This is a genomic window from Streptomyces sp. NBC_00234 (assembly GCF_036195325.1).
Taxonomy (GTDB): domain Bacteria; phylum Actinomycetota; class Actinomycetes; order Streptomycetales; family Streptomycetaceae; genus Streptomyces.
On record NZ_CP108101.1, the window covers coordinates 679,718 to 696,588 of the forward strand.

13 protein-coding genes are annotated in these 16,871 nt (G+C 72.0%); 9 read left to right on the forward strand and 4 right to left on the reverse strand.

What is annotated here, in order from left to right; translation table 11 throughout:
- Nucleotides 1–71: 71 nt before the first annotated feature.
- From OG230_RS03005 to OG230_RS03025, 5 genes are all read left to right on the forward strand, one after another.
- Complete coding sequence (locus OG230_RS03005) at nucleotides 72–800, forward strand: hypothetical protein (protein WP_328908558.1); 729 nt, start codon at nucleotides 72–74, stop codon at nucleotides 798–800.
- A gap of 185 nt (nucleotides 801–985) precedes the next feature.
- Nucleotides 986–3,196, forward strand: coding sequence for a HelD family protein (locus OG230_RS03010; RefSeq protein WP_328911279.1), 2,211 nt, complete (start codon nucleotides 986–988; stop codon nucleotides 3,194–3,196).
- Nucleotides 3,197–3,426: 230 nt separating this feature from the next.
- Complete coding sequence (locus OG230_RS03015) at nucleotides 3,427–4,428, forward strand: NB-ARC domain-containing protein (RefSeq protein WP_328908559.1); 1,002 nt, start codon at nucleotides 3,427–3,429, stop codon at nucleotides 4,426–4,428.
- Nucleotides 4,425–5,381, forward strand: coding sequence for a hypothetical protein (locus OG230_RS03020; protein WP_328908560.1), 957 nt, complete (start codon nucleotides 4,425–4,427; stop codon nucleotides 5,379–5,381). The genes OG230_RS03015 and OG230_RS03020 overlap by 4 nt, the downstream gene beginning before the upstream one ends.
- Before the next feature lie 149 nt (nucleotides 5,382–5,530).
- Nucleotides 5,531–6,847: a phytase gene (locus OG230_RS03025; RefSeq protein ID WP_328908561.1), complete on the forward strand. Its 1,317-nt coding sequence runs from the start codon at nucleotides 5,531–5,533 to the stop codon at nucleotides 6,845–6,847.
- Between the two features lie 60 nt (nucleotides 6,848–6,907).
- Here the strand turns inward: OG230_RS03025 and OG230_RS03030 are convergent, their stop codons facing one another.
- Nucleotides 6,908–7,501 carry a TetR family transcriptional regulator gene (locus OG230_RS03030; RefSeq protein WP_328908562.1) on the reverse strand — a complete coding sequence of 198 codons (594 nt, stop codon included), beginning with the start codon at nucleotides 7,499–7,501 and terminating at the stop codon, nucleotides 6,908–6,910.
- Between the two features lie 121 nt (nucleotides 7,502–7,622).
- On the opposite strand from OG230_RS03030, the gene OG230_RS03035 reads away from it, so the two are divergent.
- The 3 genes from OG230_RS03035 to OG230_RS03045 are packed head-to-tail and all read left to right on the forward strand — an operon-like array spanning nucleotide 7,623 to nucleotide 9,147.
- Nucleotides 7,623–8,792 (forward strand): alkane 1-monooxygenase, encoded by a 1,170-nt coding sequence (locus OG230_RS03035; RefSeq protein WP_328908563.1) that lies wholly within the window; start codon nucleotides 7,623–7,625, stop codon nucleotides 8,790–8,792.
- Nucleotides 8,789–8,977, forward strand: a complete 189-nt coding sequence (locus tag OG230_RS03040; RefSeq protein WP_328908564.1) for a rubredoxin — start codon at nucleotides 8,789–8,791, stop codon at nucleotides 8,975–8,977. Before OG230_RS03035 ends, OG230_RS03040 begins: the two co-directional genes overlap by 4 nt.
- On the forward strand, nucleotides 8,974–9,147 hold the full coding sequence (locus tag OG230_RS03045) for a rubredoxin (RefSeq protein WP_328908565.1): 174 nt from the start codon (nucleotides 8,974–8,976) through the stop codon (nucleotides 9,145–9,147). The genes OG230_RS03040 and OG230_RS03045 overlap by 4 nt, the downstream gene beginning before the upstream one ends.
- A 19-nt stretch (nucleotides 9,148–9,166) precedes the next feature.
- On the opposite strand, the gene OG230_RS03050 is transcribed toward OG230_RS03045, so the two are convergent.
- On the reverse strand, nucleotides 9,167–12,664 hold the full coding sequence (locus tag OG230_RS03050; protein ID WP_328908566.1) for a hypothetical protein: 3,498 nt from the start codon (nucleotides 12,662–12,664) through the stop codon (nucleotides 9,167–9,169).
- A gap of 358 nt (nucleotides 12,665–13,022) precedes the next feature.
- Here OG230_RS03050 and OG230_RS03055 point away from each other — a divergent pair, with 358 nt between their 5' ends.
- A complete protein-coding gene (locus tag OG230_RS03055; RefSeq protein WP_328908567.1) occupies nucleotides 13,023–13,985 on the forward strand; it encodes an LLM class flavin-dependent oxidoreductase in 963 nt (320 codons plus the stop codon).
- A gap of 93 nt (nucleotides 13,986–14,078) precedes the next feature.
- Here the strand turns inward: OG230_RS03055 and OG230_RS03060 are convergent, their stop codons facing one another.
- On the reverse strand, nucleotides 14,079–15,452 hold the full coding sequence (locus OG230_RS03060; protein ID WP_328908568.1) for a ricin-type beta-trefoil lectin domain protein: 1,374 nt from the start codon (nucleotides 15,450–15,452) through the stop codon (nucleotides 14,079–14,081).
- Nucleotides 15,449–16,720, reverse strand: coding sequence for a ricin-type beta-trefoil lectin domain protein (locus OG230_RS03065; protein ID WP_328908569.1), 1,272 nt, complete (start codon nucleotides 16,718–16,720; stop codon nucleotides 15,449–15,451). Before OG230_RS03065 ends, OG230_RS03060 begins: the two co-directional genes overlap by 4 nt.
- Between the last annotated feature and the right edge of the window lie 151 nt (nucleotides 16,721–16,871).

Below are 16,871 nucleotides of genomic sequence, written 5' to 3' on the forward strand. Positions count from 1 at the left end.
GCCGACGCGCGGCGGCCTTCGCGGCTGCCCGGCCGGACCGCTCACATGGTCCGGCCGGGCAGACTGTGCGGATGAACGACTATCCCCCGGTGGACCGCGCACCGGCTCCCGAACGGTACGGGCGCCTGCGCGTACGGACATCCGATCTCGAACCGGCCCGCTGGCTCACCGAACGCGGGCCGGGACATGGCGACTTCGGGACGGTGGCGGGGGTCGCGGCGCCCGGGTTCGACGCCTACGCCCGGGTCCTGCACCCGGCTTCCCTCGACGAGCGGCCGGTGCGGTGGGCGACCGTGGCCGCCGCGTACGGACGCGAGGTGGCGCCGGGGACCCGCTGGCACGAGGTGGCCGGGATGGACCCCGACTACTACAACGTCTCCGAGTACGGCCTGCCCGGTGTCTGGGACGAGCATCCGGCGGAGGGCCCGACGCCGCCCGCCGTCGCCCAGGCCCTGATCCCCGTCCTGGCCCGGCACACCGGGACGTCCGAGCACTGCTGGTTCGGACTGTGGCACGGCTACGGGCGGTGGGACTTCGGCCGTGTACCGACCTTCGCGACACCCGAACGGGAGGAGGTGCTGCTCTCCGGCACGCTGGCCGAGGCCGTCTCCCCCGTGTCCCTGGACGAGTTCGCCGAGCTCCCCGACCTGTGGTGGCCGCAGGACCGCGCCTGGTGCCTGGGCGGCGACGTGGACCTGGTGAGCACGTACGTCGGCGGGTCCCGGGCCCTGGTCGCCGAGCTGCTGGCCGCTCCGGAACTGGAGACCTACCCGGTGGCGCCGGACGCCCCCGTCGGCTGAGACCGACGGTCGGACCGCACCCTGCGGGGAATAGCGAAAATCCCCGGTCCACAATTGCGGACCGGGGATTTTCACGAGTATATTGAGTGTTTCTGTGCGCCCACAGAAAAGGCCCCTCAAGGGGGGCCACTAAGCAACACCATATCCGTCAGGGAGTCATGTTGTCAACTCGGGAAAGTGCCGAACTGCATAAGGAGCAGGAATTCATCGGCCGGCTGTACGACCGTGTCGACGTGCTGCGCGGAGTCGCCGCACAGCACGTCGAGGACGCGCTGACACCCGTCGGGACCGGTCAGCAGGCCCGTCTCGAACGTGAGGTGCTCGTCGCCGAACGCTCGGGGCTGCTCGCCGCGCTCAATGCGGTGGACGGCTCACTCTGTTTCGGCCGCATCGATCTCACCGACGGAACCGCGCACCATATCGGCCGTATCGGAATCCGCGAGGACGACACCGCTCACACACCTCTTCTGATCGATTGGCGCGCACCGGTCGCCCGCCCCTTCTATCTGGCCACCGGTCATACGCCGATGGGTCTGCGGCGGCGCAGGCACATCACCACCGAGGGCCGCCTCGTCACCGAGCTGCACGACGAGATCCTCGACCTCGGGGACCGGGAGCGCACGGGCTTCGAGGACCCGAGCGGCGACGCCGTGCTGCTCACCGCCGTCGGCTCCGCCCGTACGGGCCGCATGGCCGACATCGTGCGGACCATCCAGGCGGAGCAGGACAGCATCATCCGCGCCCCGCACCGCGGCGTCCTCGTCGTGGAGGGCGGTCCCGGTACCGGCAAGACGGCGGTGGCCCTGCACCGCGCCGCCTTCCTGCTGTACGAGCACCGCGAGCTGCTCGCCAAGCGCGCCGTCCTGATCGTGGGCCCCAATCCGGCCTTCCTGAGCTACATCGGCGAGGTGCTTCCCGCACTCGGCGAGACCGGTGTCCTGCTCGCCACGCAGGGCGAGCTCTTCCCCGGGGTCCACGCCCGAGGGACCGACACACCCCGCGCCGCGGCCGTCAAGGGCGGTGAGCCGATGGCGGAGGCGCTCGCCCTCGCCGTCCGCGACCGGCAGCAGTTGCCCGAGCCCGGGGCACCGCTGATCGTCCCGCACGACGACGGGGACCTCGTCCTCGACTGGGAGATCGCCTACGAGGCCCGGCAGGCGGCCCGCGACACGCGCCTGCCGCACAACCTCGCCCGTCCGTATTTCGCGTTCCGGATCATCGACGCACTCACCGAGCAACTCACCGAGCGCATCGGTGCCGATCCGTACGGCGGCCCCAACTTCCTCGGCCCGGACGACATCGCCCAGCTCGGCAAGGGCGTCGCACTCAGCAAGGACGTGCACTCCGCCATCGACGAGCTGTGGCCCGCGCTCGATCCGGAGGAGTTCCTCACCGCCTATCTGGCCGAGCCCGTCTACGTACCGGAGGCGGACGCCCGGGCCATCCGCCGCACGCACGCCGAGGGAACGTGGACCCCTGCCGACGTACCGCTGCTCGACGAGGCGGCGGAACTCCTCGGGGTCGACGACAGCGCGGAGCGGGCCGCCGCGGAGGCGGAGCGCCAGGAGCGGATCGCGTACGCGCAGGGCGTGCTGGCGCTGTCGAGGGGCTCCGAGACGTACGAGTTCGAGGACGAGGAGTCCGAGATCCTCGCCGCCCACGACATCATCGACGCCGAACGGATGGCGGACCGGCAGGAGGAGGCCGATCACCGCAGCGCGGCCGAGCGCGCCGCCGGTGACCGGACCTGGGCGTTCGGGCACATCATCGTCGACGAGGCACAGGAGTTGTCGCCGATGGCGTGGCGGCTGCTGATGCGCCGTTCGCCGACCCGCTCGCTGACCCTGGTCGGTGATCCCGCCCAGACCTCGGAGGAGGCCGGCGTCGGGTCGTGGGAGAGGATCCTGGAGCCGTACGTCGGTGACCGCTTCGAGCACGTCAGGCTGATGGTCAACTACCGTACGCCCGCCGAGATCATGGAGCTGGCCGCCCGGGTGCTCCGTGCCGAGGACCCCTCGTTCGAGCCTCCCGGCTCGGTGCGGTCCACCGGTGAGGTGCCGTGGACGAGGCACTCCGGCGAGGACCTGGCGGGTGCCGTGGCCCGGGCCGTCTCGGAGCTGACGCCCGAGGAGGGGAGGCTCGCGGTGATCGCGCCGGCGGCGCTCCACGACGAGATCGCGGCGCCGCTGGACGCCGTCGAGGCCGGTGCCGAGCCCGATCTGACCCGCCCGGTGGTCCTGCTCGATCCCCGGCAGGCCAAGGGGCTGGAATTCGACCACGTACTGGTCGTGGAGCCCGCCCGGTTCGGGAGCAGTGATCTCTACGTGGCTCTGACCCGTGCCACGCAGCGCCTGGGCATCGTCCACCGCGAGGAGCTGCCCGAGGCACTGCGCTGACGGGTGCCGGGGCGGGTCGCCACGGCGGTCCCGGCCGCGGGTGCCACCCGCGGCCCGTGAGCCACGCACGTTCGAGTCGTCGCTTCCGAGGGTGATCTGTCTCCGTTCGACGCCACCTCTGGCCCGAGCAGGCGTTGGGGTTGCCGTGCCGGCACAGCAGTGACGGTTCTGCAGCGCCCGTCCGTACGGACGGCGGCGTTGCCGACGGAGAACGTACGGGGAGCAGCAGAGTGCCGAAGAACGCCGGTGCACCACCGGCCGACAGCAGGACGCCGATCGGCGGTTTGATCGGCCACGAGGCGGACGCGGCGGCGTTGCGGAGCCTGCTCCGGAATCACCGCCTGGTCACGGTGGCGGGGCAGGTCGGTGTGGGCAAGAGCTGTCTGGCCGACTTCGTCGCCACCGGGCCGCGCGGCGCCCGGACGCAGCTCCTGCGCGTGCGGTGGCGGCGGACGCGGGCCGGCCTGCACGGTGAACTGACCGCGGCGGTCCTGCGCGCGGCGACCGGTACCGAACCGCGGCCGGACGCCGGTGCCGCCGAGCTGGTCCGGGCGTTGCGCGCTCGCCGGCTGCTTCTCTTCCTCGACGACGTCGACCCGGTCCACTCCGAGAGCGTGGGGCTGGTGCAGACCCTGCTCCAGCATCTGCCGACGCTGCGGGTCCTCGTCACCTCACGACAGCCTCTGGGGCTCGGCGACGAGGCCGTGCTGCGCCTGGAGCCGCTGCGTACCGCGCCGGTGGAGGACGACCACGGGCTCGCGCCGGCGGTGCGGCTGTTCGAGAACAGCGCACACGTCGTGCGGGAAGGTTTCAGCGCCGCGGGCGAAGACCTGGAGGCGGTGACGGACATCTGCCGCGACGTGGGCGGGCTGCCTCTCGCCATCGAGCTGGCCGCGCACCAACTGGCCCGCCACGACGTACGTGATCTGGCGGTTCTGCTGCACCGCCGGCAGTGCTGGCTGGCCAGCTCCCGGATGCCGTTGACCCGCCACCGGTCCCTGCGACGCGCCATCGCGTCGGCCTATGTGCTCTGCGGCAGGACGGACCGGATCGTGTGGGCACGCACGAGTGTGTTCGTGGCCTCCTTCGACTCCGCGGCGGCCGAGTTCCTCTGGCGGGCGGCAGCGTCGCGCCGGAGCAGGTGGCCGTCTGCCTCACACGCCTCAGCGCGGCCGGAATCCTGGAGCCCGTGGGCGATCCGGGCGGACCGAACCGGCCCCGGTACCGCATGACCCGGACGGCACGCGACTTCGGCGCCGAACGGCTGCGGGAGGCCGACGAGTTCGCGGTCGCCGCCGAGCGGCACGTCATGCACTGCCGGCATGTGGCGGAGGCGGCCGAGGAGCTGTGGAACAGCGGACGCCAGACACAGGCCGTCCAGCTGGTCCGGGACGAGGGCGAAGAGCTCGCTGTCATGCTGCGCCACATGCCGGAACGGCCCGACCACGCGACGCAGCTTCTGACGGCCGTGGTCAACCTCTGGTTCTGGTGGGCCGTCCATGACGGCGAGGCCGCCCGGGGGCTCCAGTACCTGCACCGGCTGCTGCCGGTCTGCCACCCGGATCACCCCGCCGTACTGGCCGGCGGCTGGCTGGCGGCCTGGCTCACCGCCCCCGCCGACCCGCGGGCCGCCGGTGAACTGCTGCGCACCACCTGGCCGGAGGCCGTCATGGCGGGCGACGACGCGGCTCTCGGCCGCATCGCCCACGTCCATGGGCTGCTCGCCCTGTACCGCGGTGATCTGGCGGCTGCGGCCGAGCACTTCCGCGAAGCGGCGGACACCACTCCCCCGCACGCGCCCGCGGGGCCGTCCACCGCCGTCAGTCTCGCGGCCCTCGCCGTCGCGCAGGCCGGACTCGGCACCACTGCCGCCCGGCACACCGCCCGGCGCGCCCTCAGCCAACCGGGGGTGCGCGGCGACACGTGGGCCTGCCTCGTCGCGCGGTACGCACTGGCTCTCTCGGACCACCGGCAGGGCCGCAGGAGCAGCGCCCTGCGTCGCGCCCGTCGCACTCTGGCGTCCCTGGACGACCGCCGGCCCGTACCGCACGCGGCCCCGGCGCTGAAGCAGCTGATCCACGACATCGAGACCGGCGGGCCCGCCCGGATCTACGTCCCCGCAGCGGAGCCCGACCGGACGGACGTTCCGCCGCGGCGTCTCCTCGCCTGCCTGCCCTGCCCGTAGGCGTGAAGGAGCATTTCAGCCAGGCCACGGGGGAACTCCGCACCGAACAGACGTGGTTGACGAGACTCCCCGAGTTCATCGTGCCGTCGTGCTCCCTACACCGGTCCCTCATAGCGTCGCGCAGGTCCACAACGCTACTGAGGAGTACCGTGAGCGCTTCCGCTCTGACAGCTCTGACCGCCTCGCTGGTGATGGTCACCGGAGCCACCGCACAGCCCCCGGTTTCCGTCGCCGCCCGTGTGGAAACCCCCGCCGTGTACGACGACGAGGCCGGCGGCAACGCCAACGCCGACGACCCCGCTGTCTGGGTCGACCCCGACCACCCGGGGCGCAGCATCGTGATCGGGACCCTGAAGGAGGCCGGCCTCGACGTCTACGCCCTCGACGGCCGGAGGCTGCAGCACATCGCCGCGCCGGCGGCACCCGGCGAGGACGCTTCGCCCGGCCGGTTCAACAACGTAGACATCGTGTACGGCTTCGAACTGGGCGGCAGGAAGACGGACCTGGCGCTCGTGAGCGACCGGGGGCGGGACCGGATACGTGCCTACCGGATCGACCCTGCCGCCGTCGCGGCGGGGAGGTCGCCGCTGAAGGACGTGACCGCACCGGACGTCGGGCCGGTCTTCGCCGCGAGCGAGTCCGAGGTGGACGACCAGCACACGTCCTACGGCCTCGCCGCGTTCAGTGACGACGAGGACGCCTACGTCGTGGTGTCGCAGCGCGAGGAGAGCCGTCTTCGGCTGCTCGAACTGAAGGACGTCGGCGGCCGGGTGGGATACGGGACCGAGGACACGCTCGATCTCCCCGGCACCTTCGAGCTGCCCGACGGGACCGACTGGACACCGTGCGCCGATCCCGGCGAGCGCCCGCAGGTCGAAGGCATGGCGGTCGACCAGGAGGAGCACGTCCTCTACGCAGCGCAGGAAGCCGTGGGACTGTGGCGTATCGAACTCGACGACGAGGAGTTCGACACCCCGAAGATGATGGACCGCGTCCGTGAGTACGGCACGCCCTGGACGTACGACGCCGCAGAGGAGGAATGCGTCCTCGACACCGCGCACGATCCCGGCTTCGGCGGCAGGAACCTCAGCGCGGACGCCGAGGGCGTCACCGTCTACCACGCGGCCGACGGCGCCGGCTACGTGCTCGCCTCCAGCCAGGGCGACAACGCCTTCGCCGTGTACGAGCGGGAGGGCGGCAACCGCTACGTCGGCTCGTTCGCCGTCACGGACGGCGCCGCCACGGACGGGGTGCAGCACTCGGACGGATCCACCGTCGTCAACGTCCCTCTGGGCCCGGCCTTCCCGAAGGGTCTGCTGATCACCCATGACGGTGAGGCGACCCCGGCGGACGGAGACAGGGAGAGCACCAACTTCAAGCTGACTCCGTGGGACTTCGTCGCCCGGGCGTTCCCCGAGCCGCTGACGACCGACACCACGTCGTTCGACCCGCGCGACAGCGACTGAGGCAGGGACGCTCCGCCGCTCCCCGGAGCGGCGGAGCGTCCCGGGGAGCGGGCGGTGCGGTCAGGTCCGCGGGTACTGTGCGGCACGGACCGTGATCATCGCTATGCGGCGGGCGGACTCCTCCGGCGAGGCGCCGGGCTGCACGATATGACTGACCGTCAGACGCACGATCGTCTCCACCGCGAGACTGCGGGACTCCGCGTCGACCTCGGGCCAGGCGTCGGCCGCATAGGCGTCGAGCATGGCCGTCGCCGTGTTGAAGACCGGCTCGGGCCGGGTGGTCAGATAGGCCAGCAGGTCGTCCTCGCCGCCCCGGGCGCTGGTGAGGACCGCCTTGATCAACGCGTTGTCGGCCGCCTGGCGCAGCGTGTAGCCGACCCCGGCCGCCGCCGCCGCTTCCAGGTCGTCCCGGTGGGCGTCCAACTGCTGCTGGATGCCGAGCAGGAAGCGTTCCGCCTCTCGCTCGATGAGGGCCTGCCCGATGACCTCCTTCGAGCCGAACTCGTTGTAGAGCGTCTGCCGGCTCGTGCCTGCGATCCGGGCGATCGCCGCGAGGCGCAGCTTGCCCCAGCCCTCGGCGGTCACGAGCTCGTAGGCCGCGTTCAGTACCTGCTCACGGAGCAGCGATCGAACGTTCTCGCGAAACCTTGTCATCGTGGGCTCACTGTAGCCAGCCGCGCGCATCCCGTCCAAAAGGTTGACACTTCCTGTGCGAAGTGTCTGACTACTCGACGTTTGGTGGGTCAAGTGCCTTCCTACGGTGAGGAGTTCGCAGATGTCATCAACTTCGGGGGCCGCACGGTCGGCGGTGACCTGGCACGACCCCAAGCGCTACCTGTGGCTCATCGGACTGATCGTGCCGCTGCTCCCCTTCCTCAGCTGGGGGCTCGTGGCCGGGACCGGCCTCAGCGCCTTCTGGTGGACCGGTTTCGCCCTGCTCTACGTGATCGTCCCGGTCGTCGACCAGCTCTTCGGCAAGGACACCGCGAATCCGCCGGACAGCGCGCTGACCTGGCTGGAGCAGGACCGCTACTACCGCTGGTGCATCTTCCTCTACCTGCCCATGCAGTACGCCGGGCTCGTCGCCGGCTGCTGGCTGATCACCCACGGGGACCTCTCCGTGGTGAGCCGGATCGGCCTGACCCTCACGCTCGGCGGTGTGGCGGGCATCGGCATCAACACGGCCCACGAGCTGGGGCACAAGAAGGAGTCCGTCGAACGCCTGCTGTCCAAGGTCGCCCTGGCCCAGACGTGTTACGGGCACTTCTTCATCGAGCACAACCGTGGCCACCACGTCCGAGTGGCCACCCCCGAGGACCCGGCGAGCGCCCGTCTCGGCGAGAGCTTCTGGCGCTTCCTGCCGCGCACCGTGGCCGGCAGTCTGCAGTCGGCCTGGCGCCTGGAGAAGGCCCGCCTGAACCGCATGGGCACGTCCCCCTGGACGCCGCGCAACGACATCCTCAACGCCTGGGCGATGTCGCTCGTGCTCTTCGCCGCCCTGACAGCGGCGTTCGGCCCCGGCATCCTGCCGTACCTCGTCGGCCAGGCCGTCTTCGGGTTCTGCCTGCTCGAAGTCATCAACTACACCGAGCACTACGGCTTGCTGCGACAGCGCACCGCCTCGGGCCGCTTCGAACGCTGCGCGCCCCGGCACAGTTGGAACAGCGACAACGTCACCACCAACGTCTTCCTCTACCACCTCCAGCGGCACAGCGACCACCATGCCAATCCCACCCGGCGCTACCAGGCCCTGCGCCACTGCGACGAGGCGCCCGAACTGCCCGCCGGCTACGCGGGAATGATCGTGCTCGCCTATTTCCCTCCGCTGTGGCGCCGCGTGATGGACCACCGCGTCGTCGCCCACTACGACGGGGACGTCACGCGCGCGAACATCCAGCCGTCCAGGCAACGAGCCGTCCTCGCCCGCTACGGACGCGCGGTATGAGCGCGGCCGTGCCGGCAGACCGCTACGTCTGCCCCGTCTGCGCGTACGTCTACGACGAGCGGACCGGTGAGCCGCGCGAGGGCTTCCCCGCCGGCACACCCTGGAGCCGGGTACCCGACGACTGGTGCTGCCCCGACTGCGGCGTACGCGAGAAGATCGACTTCGAGCCCATGGAGACCTCATGAAGACGTGGCAGTGCCTGGTGTGCGGTTTGGTCTACGCGGAGGCCGAGGGCTGGCCGGAGGAGGACATCGCCCCCGGCACACGCTGGGAGGACATCCCCGACGACTGGTCGTGCCCCGACTGCGGCGCGGCCAAGGCCGACTTCGAGATGGTCGAGATCGTGGGTGCGTGACCACGGAGCGGGCAGGCCGTCACCGCACGGCGAGCACCGACGCCACCGTCGCACGGGGCGCCAGGTCCGGATGGTCCAGGTCCGGCTGGTCCCGGTCGGGCTGGTCCCGTCCCGTGAGCCGGGCGAAGGCGCGCTGCCACGCGTCGGTGTCGTCGCCGAGCCGCTCGCGCACCAGGCCGGCGACCTCCGCCACGGCGGTGGGCACGTCCGCGGGGGCGTCGGACCGGCGGCGTGCACGATGGAGGTAGTCCAGTACGACGGCCGCCGGCGCGGCCTCGTGGATCAGGTCCCGCGCGGTCAGCCGCCCTGTCCGCAGCAGATGGTCGAGCACGGCGTCCACCGGTTCGCGCCGGTGTCCGCCCACCCCGTGCCGGGCGCGTGCCACGGTCCGCTCCCGACCCGAGGGTGCGGACCTGAGTGACAGCTCCGGCAGATGTGCGGCGTTGCGGATGCCGAACTCGTGCGGTGCGTCGGGATGCCGGACCAGTTGCTCCCACCCGGGGATGGGCTCTCGGTCGTGCTCGGCCTGGAGCCCGTCCCAGTCCGGCAGGCCCGGCGTGGTGTCGAGGATCTCCCGGGTGACCCAGTGGCCCTGCGCGCGGCGCAGGCGTTTCGCCAGACGTTCCGCCGACAGCTCCCGCCCGGCGCGCGCTCTCAGGGGCGCGGCCGGGTCGTCGGCGGCGAGGGCCTTCTCGCACAGCCGCGTCGTGGTGGCCCCGAGGACTCCGCTCCCGGCCAGCGCGGCCAGCCGCCCGGGCCCACCGCTGCGCAGCAGGTTCAGACAGCCCACGAGTTGCTGGGCCAGGTTGAGCCGCTTGCCCGATCTGGTGAGGACCAGCTCCACGAGGTCGGGTTCGGCCGACTCCAGCCACACGGTGCCGCCGGGCGGGCCGGCGAGGGGATCGGAGCGCAGTTCGTCGACGAGGCGTGGCGCCAGCGGACCGGGCCGGGCGGCGATCCGGCGCCGTACACGCGGATCGGAGGTGGTGCGCAGCACGGCCAGGTCGGTCTCGGGATCGGCCAGGTCCACCAGGCGCGACACCTCATCGGCTCCCAGCCACCGGGACTGTTCGGAGAGAACCCGCAGGGCCGCACGGTCGCGAAGGTGGAGCAGATGGGTGAAGGGCACGTGCGGGGTCGGCCTGCGCCGCAGGAGGAACGCGGCGAGCAACCACGGCCCGTCCGGGCCGCAGCGGGGCAGCACCGCGGAAACGACGCCCGGTTCCGCCGCACACAGCAGCGTCCCCAGGGGCCAGGCCCACAGGTGGTTCCCCCGGGCGAGCAGCCGCACCGCGGCCTCGGGTGTGGTGGGCGCGACGGTGGGCGCGAACGTCGAGGCGGTGTCGACACCCGCGCACAGTGCTCTCAACCTCTCCGTCCCGTACGGGCCTTCGCGACGCGACCGGTCCAGCAACCGTGGCCAGGAGTCGGACCGCACCCCTCCACGGGGGTCGCCGTCGGTCGCCGCCGCGCCGCGTGCGGTCGCGGCGAGCCGCAGCCAGGCGTCCACGTCGTCACCGAGCTCGCGGGCGAGGAAGGCGGCGAGCGCCCGCTCCCAGGCCGCGGTGAAGGCGAACCCCTCCCAGCCGTGCGGCAGGTGCAGCATCCAGGCAGCCGGCAGATGGAACAGCAGGTCGTCGGCCTGCAGGACGCCGTGCAGATAGGCGCGTTCGGTCGACCGGGCGAGGGAGTCGGTGGTCCCTCCACCTTCGAACCGGGCCAGCGCCTCCTCGCGGTCCGGCGCCTCGCACCGGTGCGTCACGTCCTCCAGCCCCGGCGCGGTGCCGCCCGGGGCGAGCGACGCCAGGAGGTCCAGCGCACCGAGCTCGGTGCACCCGGGCTCCTCCAGGGACGTCGCGGGCGGCTCGTACGCGACGGCCGGCGCATCGTCGACGACGTGCTCCTCCGCCGCCGCCCCTCCCACGTCCACGAGCGGCCGTGCCGCAGCGCCGTCCCCTGTTGTCCGCGCGGACTCGTCGATGGCCTCCGCCAGTGTGCCGGGATGCTCCGCGAGCGCTTCCAGCAGCGCCGTCCAGGCATCGGGCCGGGCGTCGAGGCGGTCCCGGACACGGGCCGCGAGCGTGTCGCGGGCCTCTCCGCCCCACAGGCCGTGCCCGGCGAGGGCACCCATGGCCTCCACGGCCCGGGCTGCGGGCCGTGCCGTCGTGACCAGTTCGGCCGGGTCGAGGAGCCCGGCCCGCACGACGCCGACGGCCCAGTCGGCGGCTGCGTCGTCCAGCGTCTCCTCGGCCAGTCGCCGGGACGGCGGAGTGAGGTTCCCGGCGATCCGGCCGCCGGCCCGCCAGGGTTCGTTCAGCAGCGTCAGCCGGAAGTCGGCTCGCTCGGTGTCCGTGGCGTCCTCGTGGCGGACCAGCTCCTCCGCGGCCTTCGGCATGAACGGCGCCTGCCGGTTGGCGGCGGCGAGGGCGCGGAAGTCGTGCGCGTACGGCTCGTTGAGCAGGTCGCGCAGGGTGGTGGTGCCGCGGCTGGTGCTCAGCAGGTGCGGCAGCGTGGCCGGGTCCTCGTACGCGCGCGCCGCGGCCCGCAGCACGGCCTGCCCGTCCGGTGCGTCGAGCGCGGAGGCCACTTCGGTCCGGATGTCCGCGTGGACGTGGCGGACGACGTCGGGGTCGGCCAGCGCGGCGCGTACGGCGTCGGGTCCTCGGCACTCCCAGACGCGCAGAAGGGCGTAGCGCTGTGCCACCTTGCGCACGCCCCAGGCGAAGGCCCTGGCGGCCAGCTGGGGATCACCGCTGCTCAGCAGCGGCATCGCCCGGCTGCGCGAGGCGTGTCCCGTGGCGGACAGCAGCTCCGCCCGCAGCCCTTCGTCCAGCGGGACACGGTCCAGTGCGTGGATGACGGTCCTTCGCAGGGACGGTGTGCAGCGCGCGTTGCGGTACACCGCGGCGTTCACCACAGGGTCGTCCGCGGCCACGAGCGCCTTGAGGACGCGGGCGTCGATCCGGGGGTGGCGGGCGAGAGCGGTCCGGGCCCGGCTGTCGCCGAACCGCACGACGGCGGCCGACAGCTCCGCACCGGGCAGGGCGCCTCCCGACAGCAGCGTCTCCACCGTCCGGTCCGGCAGCGCGGTCAGCGCGGCGGCGGCGTGCCGGGGCGCCGTCCGCTCCAGGAGCAGTCCCAGGGTGTCGCAGACGGACTTCGGCGGCAGCGACGCCGGACCATCGGCCGGTGCGGGAAGCGCGGCGACCAGGTCCGGCAGGGTCTGACGGGACGTCGCGAGAGCGTCGTGCAGTCCGCGCCAGCGGTCGGGGTCACCGGTCAGGTGGTGCTCCGCCAGCCGGCCCAGCAGAGCCGCGGCGGCGCTGCCCGGACGCGGGACGCCGCCGAGCCGGCCGGCCAGTGTGCGGGCCGGGCGCGTCTGCCGTATCAACTCGACGGCGAGGCCGTCGTCCAGGACCTCGTCGTGCTCCCGACCGGGCCCGTCGTGCGTCAGCAGCTCCAGCACCGCGCGTCGCAGTCCGGCCGCCTCCGGACCTGCAGGACCTGCTTGAGACATCGCGCCCTTCCCCCCGTCCGGTTGTCTGCCAGGCGTCGGAAACATCTCAGCACACGCCACTGACACCGCCGTCGGGCGGCGTACGCCGGGTGAATGGGACCCGCGGGGGCCGTAACCGAACACGCCGGTGCTCGTTGGTAATGACGAAGCGCACATGGCATGGCGACTCCCCACGCGCCTGTGAGGCCCGAATCGTCGGCGATTCGGGCCTCACCTTTTTCCGGTCACGGACCCCCGCATGGGCGGTCGGCGATACCCGTTCCCGTCCCACGAGCAGCGGTCGGACTTCCATGATCTGCGAGGCTGTCGGTCACCACACCGTGACATCCGTCCGCCTCCGCCCTTCGAGGAGTTCACCATGAGCAGCCCTGAGCATTCCGTCGGCGTCATGCTGCCGCGCGATCTGCCCTCACGTGACTTCCTGCCCTTCGCACGCCGGGCCGAGGAGCTCGGCTTCCACGATCTGTGGGTCGTCGAGGACCTGGGCTTCCGGGGAGGCATCGCCCAGGCCACTGCCGTGCTGGCCGGCACGAACCGTATCCGTGTCGGCATCGGCCTGCTGCCCGTGGGAAGCCGCAATCCGGCCTTCGCCGCCATGGAGATCGCCACTCTGGCCCAGCTCTTTCCCGGCCGGCTCGACGTCGGCGTGGGACACGGCATGCCGCACTGGATGCGCAGCGTCGGCGCCTGGCCCGCCAGCCCGTTGACGCTGCTGACGGAGTACGTCACCGCCGTCAGGGAACTCCTGCGCGGCGGGCAGGTACGGAGCGAGGGCCGGTACGTCCGGCTGGACGACGTCCGTCTGGAGCCCTCCGCGCTCCCGTCCGTGGTTCCCGACGTGCTCGCCGGGGTCCGCGGGCCGAAGTCGCTGGCCGTGTCGGGGAAGGTCGCCGACGGCACCATCCTGGCCGAGCCCGCGGCGCCCGCGTACGTCCGGGAGTCCCTCGGCCACATCAGCCCTCACCGGCCGCATCGGGTCGTGGCCTACAACGTGGCTTCCGTCGACGACGATCCGCAGGCCGCGATCGCTGCCGCGCGCAGCGCCCTGGAGTGGATCGGTGAACCCGACTGGCGCGCCCATATCGCCGCGCTCCCCTTCGGCGACGAGCTCACGGAACTACGCTCCCGCTGTTCCTCCCGGGCCGAGTTCACCCGGCGCATGCCCGACGCGTGGGTCGCGGAGCTGACGGTGGCGGGCACACCCGAGCAGGCACGGGCGCGGCTCACCGCGCTCCGGGAGGCGGGCGTGACCAACTCGGTGCTCACCCCGGTCGGCGAGGACCCCCTGGCCGCGCTGTCGTCCCTTGCTGCGGCGCTCTGAGTTCGTGCGTGCGGTCACCGCGCCGACCGGCCGGAACGCCACCGCGCAGGGCGGGCTCCGGCCGGCGGCGGTACCGCCTCAGGAGGGGAACGGTCAGCCGGTGTACTGGGCGAGGACCCGGGTGAAGTCCCATGGCTGCTGAGAGACGCCCGAGCAGGTGTCGGCTCCGCCGCCGGTGCAGGGCCGGTCGCGGTTGACCGACCAGAACGTCAGCCGCGCCAGGTGCCGCTGCTGGGCGTAGCCGAGAAGGGTGCGGAAGTCGTCGACGGTCACGGTCTCGCCGTTGTCGGTGATGCCGTTCATCGAGGAGATGCCGGTGTGCCGGTACGCCTGGTCGTCGGTGTACCCGTAGGCCGTCTTGACCGCGTTCTTGAGTCCCTCGGCGGCGCGGACGCTGAGCTGGCCCATGTTCTGGCCGGCTCCGCCGAAGTTGAACGGCATGATCGTCCAGCTGTCCACGGTGAGGCCGGAGGCGGCGGCCCTGTTGATCAGGCTGCTGTCGGGGCCGTTCTGACCGGTGCCGAAGGTGACGTACACCTTGATCCCGGGGTTGTTGGCCCTGACGGTCCTGAGCGCGTCGACGGTGCGCTGCTGCACGGTCGGGCTGTCGTACGCGGCGGCCTCGATGTCGATGTCGATGGCCTTGAGGCCGTAGGCGTTGATGACCTTCTGGTACGCGGCGGCCAGCTCGCCCGCGCTGCCGCAGGAACTCTCCAACTTGTTGCCGCTCCAGCCGCCGAAGGACGGGATGACGTCCCCGCCGTTCGCCCGCACGGTGGTAATGGTCTGCTGGTCCACGCCTCCGCTCAGCGGACGGCTGCCGTCCCACTGCGGGTTGCAGTATCCGTTGCTGAGGACGAAGGCGAGCGTGAACCACTTGACGCCCGTCGCGTTCATCACGGTGGTCGGGCTCGGCGGGCTCCCCCAGCCGTTGTAGAGATACGGGGCGACGGCCATGGCGCCGACGGGTGCCGGCTCGCCCCCGCCGCCGCTCGGCGCCGTCCACTTCTGGTTGGCGGAACCCGTGCAGGTCCAGATCTGCAGCCGGGTGCCGTTGGCGGAGCTGTTGCCCGTCGCGTCCAGGCACTTGTCGGCCTGCGGGTTGACGATGTCGCGCGCGGCGGTGACGGTCCACTGCTGTGCGGCGCTGCCGTTGCAGTCCCACAGCTGGGTACGCGTGCCGTCGGCCGTGCTGCCCGATGCGACGTCCAGGCACTTGCCCAGCGCGCGGATCGTGCCGTCGCCGCCGACGTTCCACTGCTGCGCGGCACTGCCGTTGCAGGCGTAGAGCTGGACGGCCGTGCCGTTGGCCGTGGCGGCACCCGCGACGTCGACGCACGTACCGCCGATCCCGGTGATCTGCCCGGTGGCCGCCGCCGCACCGCTCGCGGGGGCACCGCTCAGGCCGGTGAGGAGCGCCGCGACGACAGTGATACCGAGCGCGCCACGGAGGAACCCCGGCGTCATCGGGTCACCGTCCACTTCTGGTTGGCGGAACCCGTGCAGGTCCAGATCTGCAGCCGGGTGCCGTTGGCGGAGCTGTTGCCGGTGGCGTCGAGACACTTGTTCGCCTGGGGGTTGACGACGTCGCGGGCCGCCGGCACCGCCCACTGCTGCGCGGCGCTGCCGTTGCAGTCCCACAGCTGGACGGGGGTGCCGTCCGCCGTACCGCCCGATGCGACGTCCAGGCACTTGCCCAGCGCGCGGATCGTGCCGTCGGCGCCGACGTTCCACTGCTGTGCGGCGCTGCCGTTGCAGTCGTAGAGCTGTACGGCCGTGCCGTTGGCGCTGTTGGCCCCGGCCACGTCCACGCACTTGTTGCCGATGCCGGTGATCGGGCCGCCACCGCCCGGCTGCGCGGTGTCGGTGCTGACCCGGACGTAGTCGACCAGAAGCTGCTGCGGGAAGACCGTGCTGCCGTCGGGGTCCCCGGGCCAGTAGCCGCCGACCGCGAGATTGAGGATCAGGAAGAAGGGCTTGTCGAAGACCCACTGGCGCCCGCCGAGGTCGGCGGGGGTGCGCCGCTGGTAGACCGTGCCGTCGACGGACCAGGTGATCGCGTTCGGACTCCAGTCGACGGTGAAGGTGTGGAAGGCGTCGGCGAACACCTGACCGCCCGGCAGGGTGTAGCCGGCGCCGATGCCGCCCGAGCCGGAGTAGCCGGGCCCGTGGAGCGTGCCGTGGACGGTGGACGGCTCGAAGCCGACGTTCTCCATGATGTCGATCTCGCCCGAGTTGGGCCAGCCCACCTGACCGATGTCGTTGCCCAGCATCCAGAACGCCGGCCAGATGCCCTGCCCGCGCGGGATCTTCATGCGGGCCTCGACGCGTCCGTACGTCGTGGTGAACCTGCCGGCCGTGTTCAGACGGGCGGAGGTGTACTCGCAACGCCCGTACCAACACTGGTAGTTGTCAGGATTCTCCCGGCGCGCGGTGATGACCAGATGACCCTGCCCGTCGAGGGCGGCGTTGCGGTTGCCCGCGGTGTAGAACTGCCGCTCGTGGTTGGCAACGTTGTCGCCTGTCTCGATCTGCCACTTCCCGCCGTCGACGGCTGCACCGGCCGGCCCGTCGAATTCGTCGGCGAAGGTGACGGCGGCAGCCGCGGCGGTACGCGCGGAGGGTTCCGCCGGGGGCGTGGGCGCGCCCTGCGCCAAGCCGGTGGACAGCGACGCGAGGGCGAGGACCGAGATGAGCGACACCAGCAGGCGCCGGGGTAAGCGCGAAGAATCCACGACTGTCCCTTTCATGGAGCACGGTGGGGGGTGCATGGCATGCATATGACAGGTCTGACAGGTGCGGGAATCCGGGCGACTGCCTCGCCGGGTGGGGTGGGGGGGTCCGGAACTCGCCTTGGGGGACGCTTAGTTCACTACGTGATTTAAG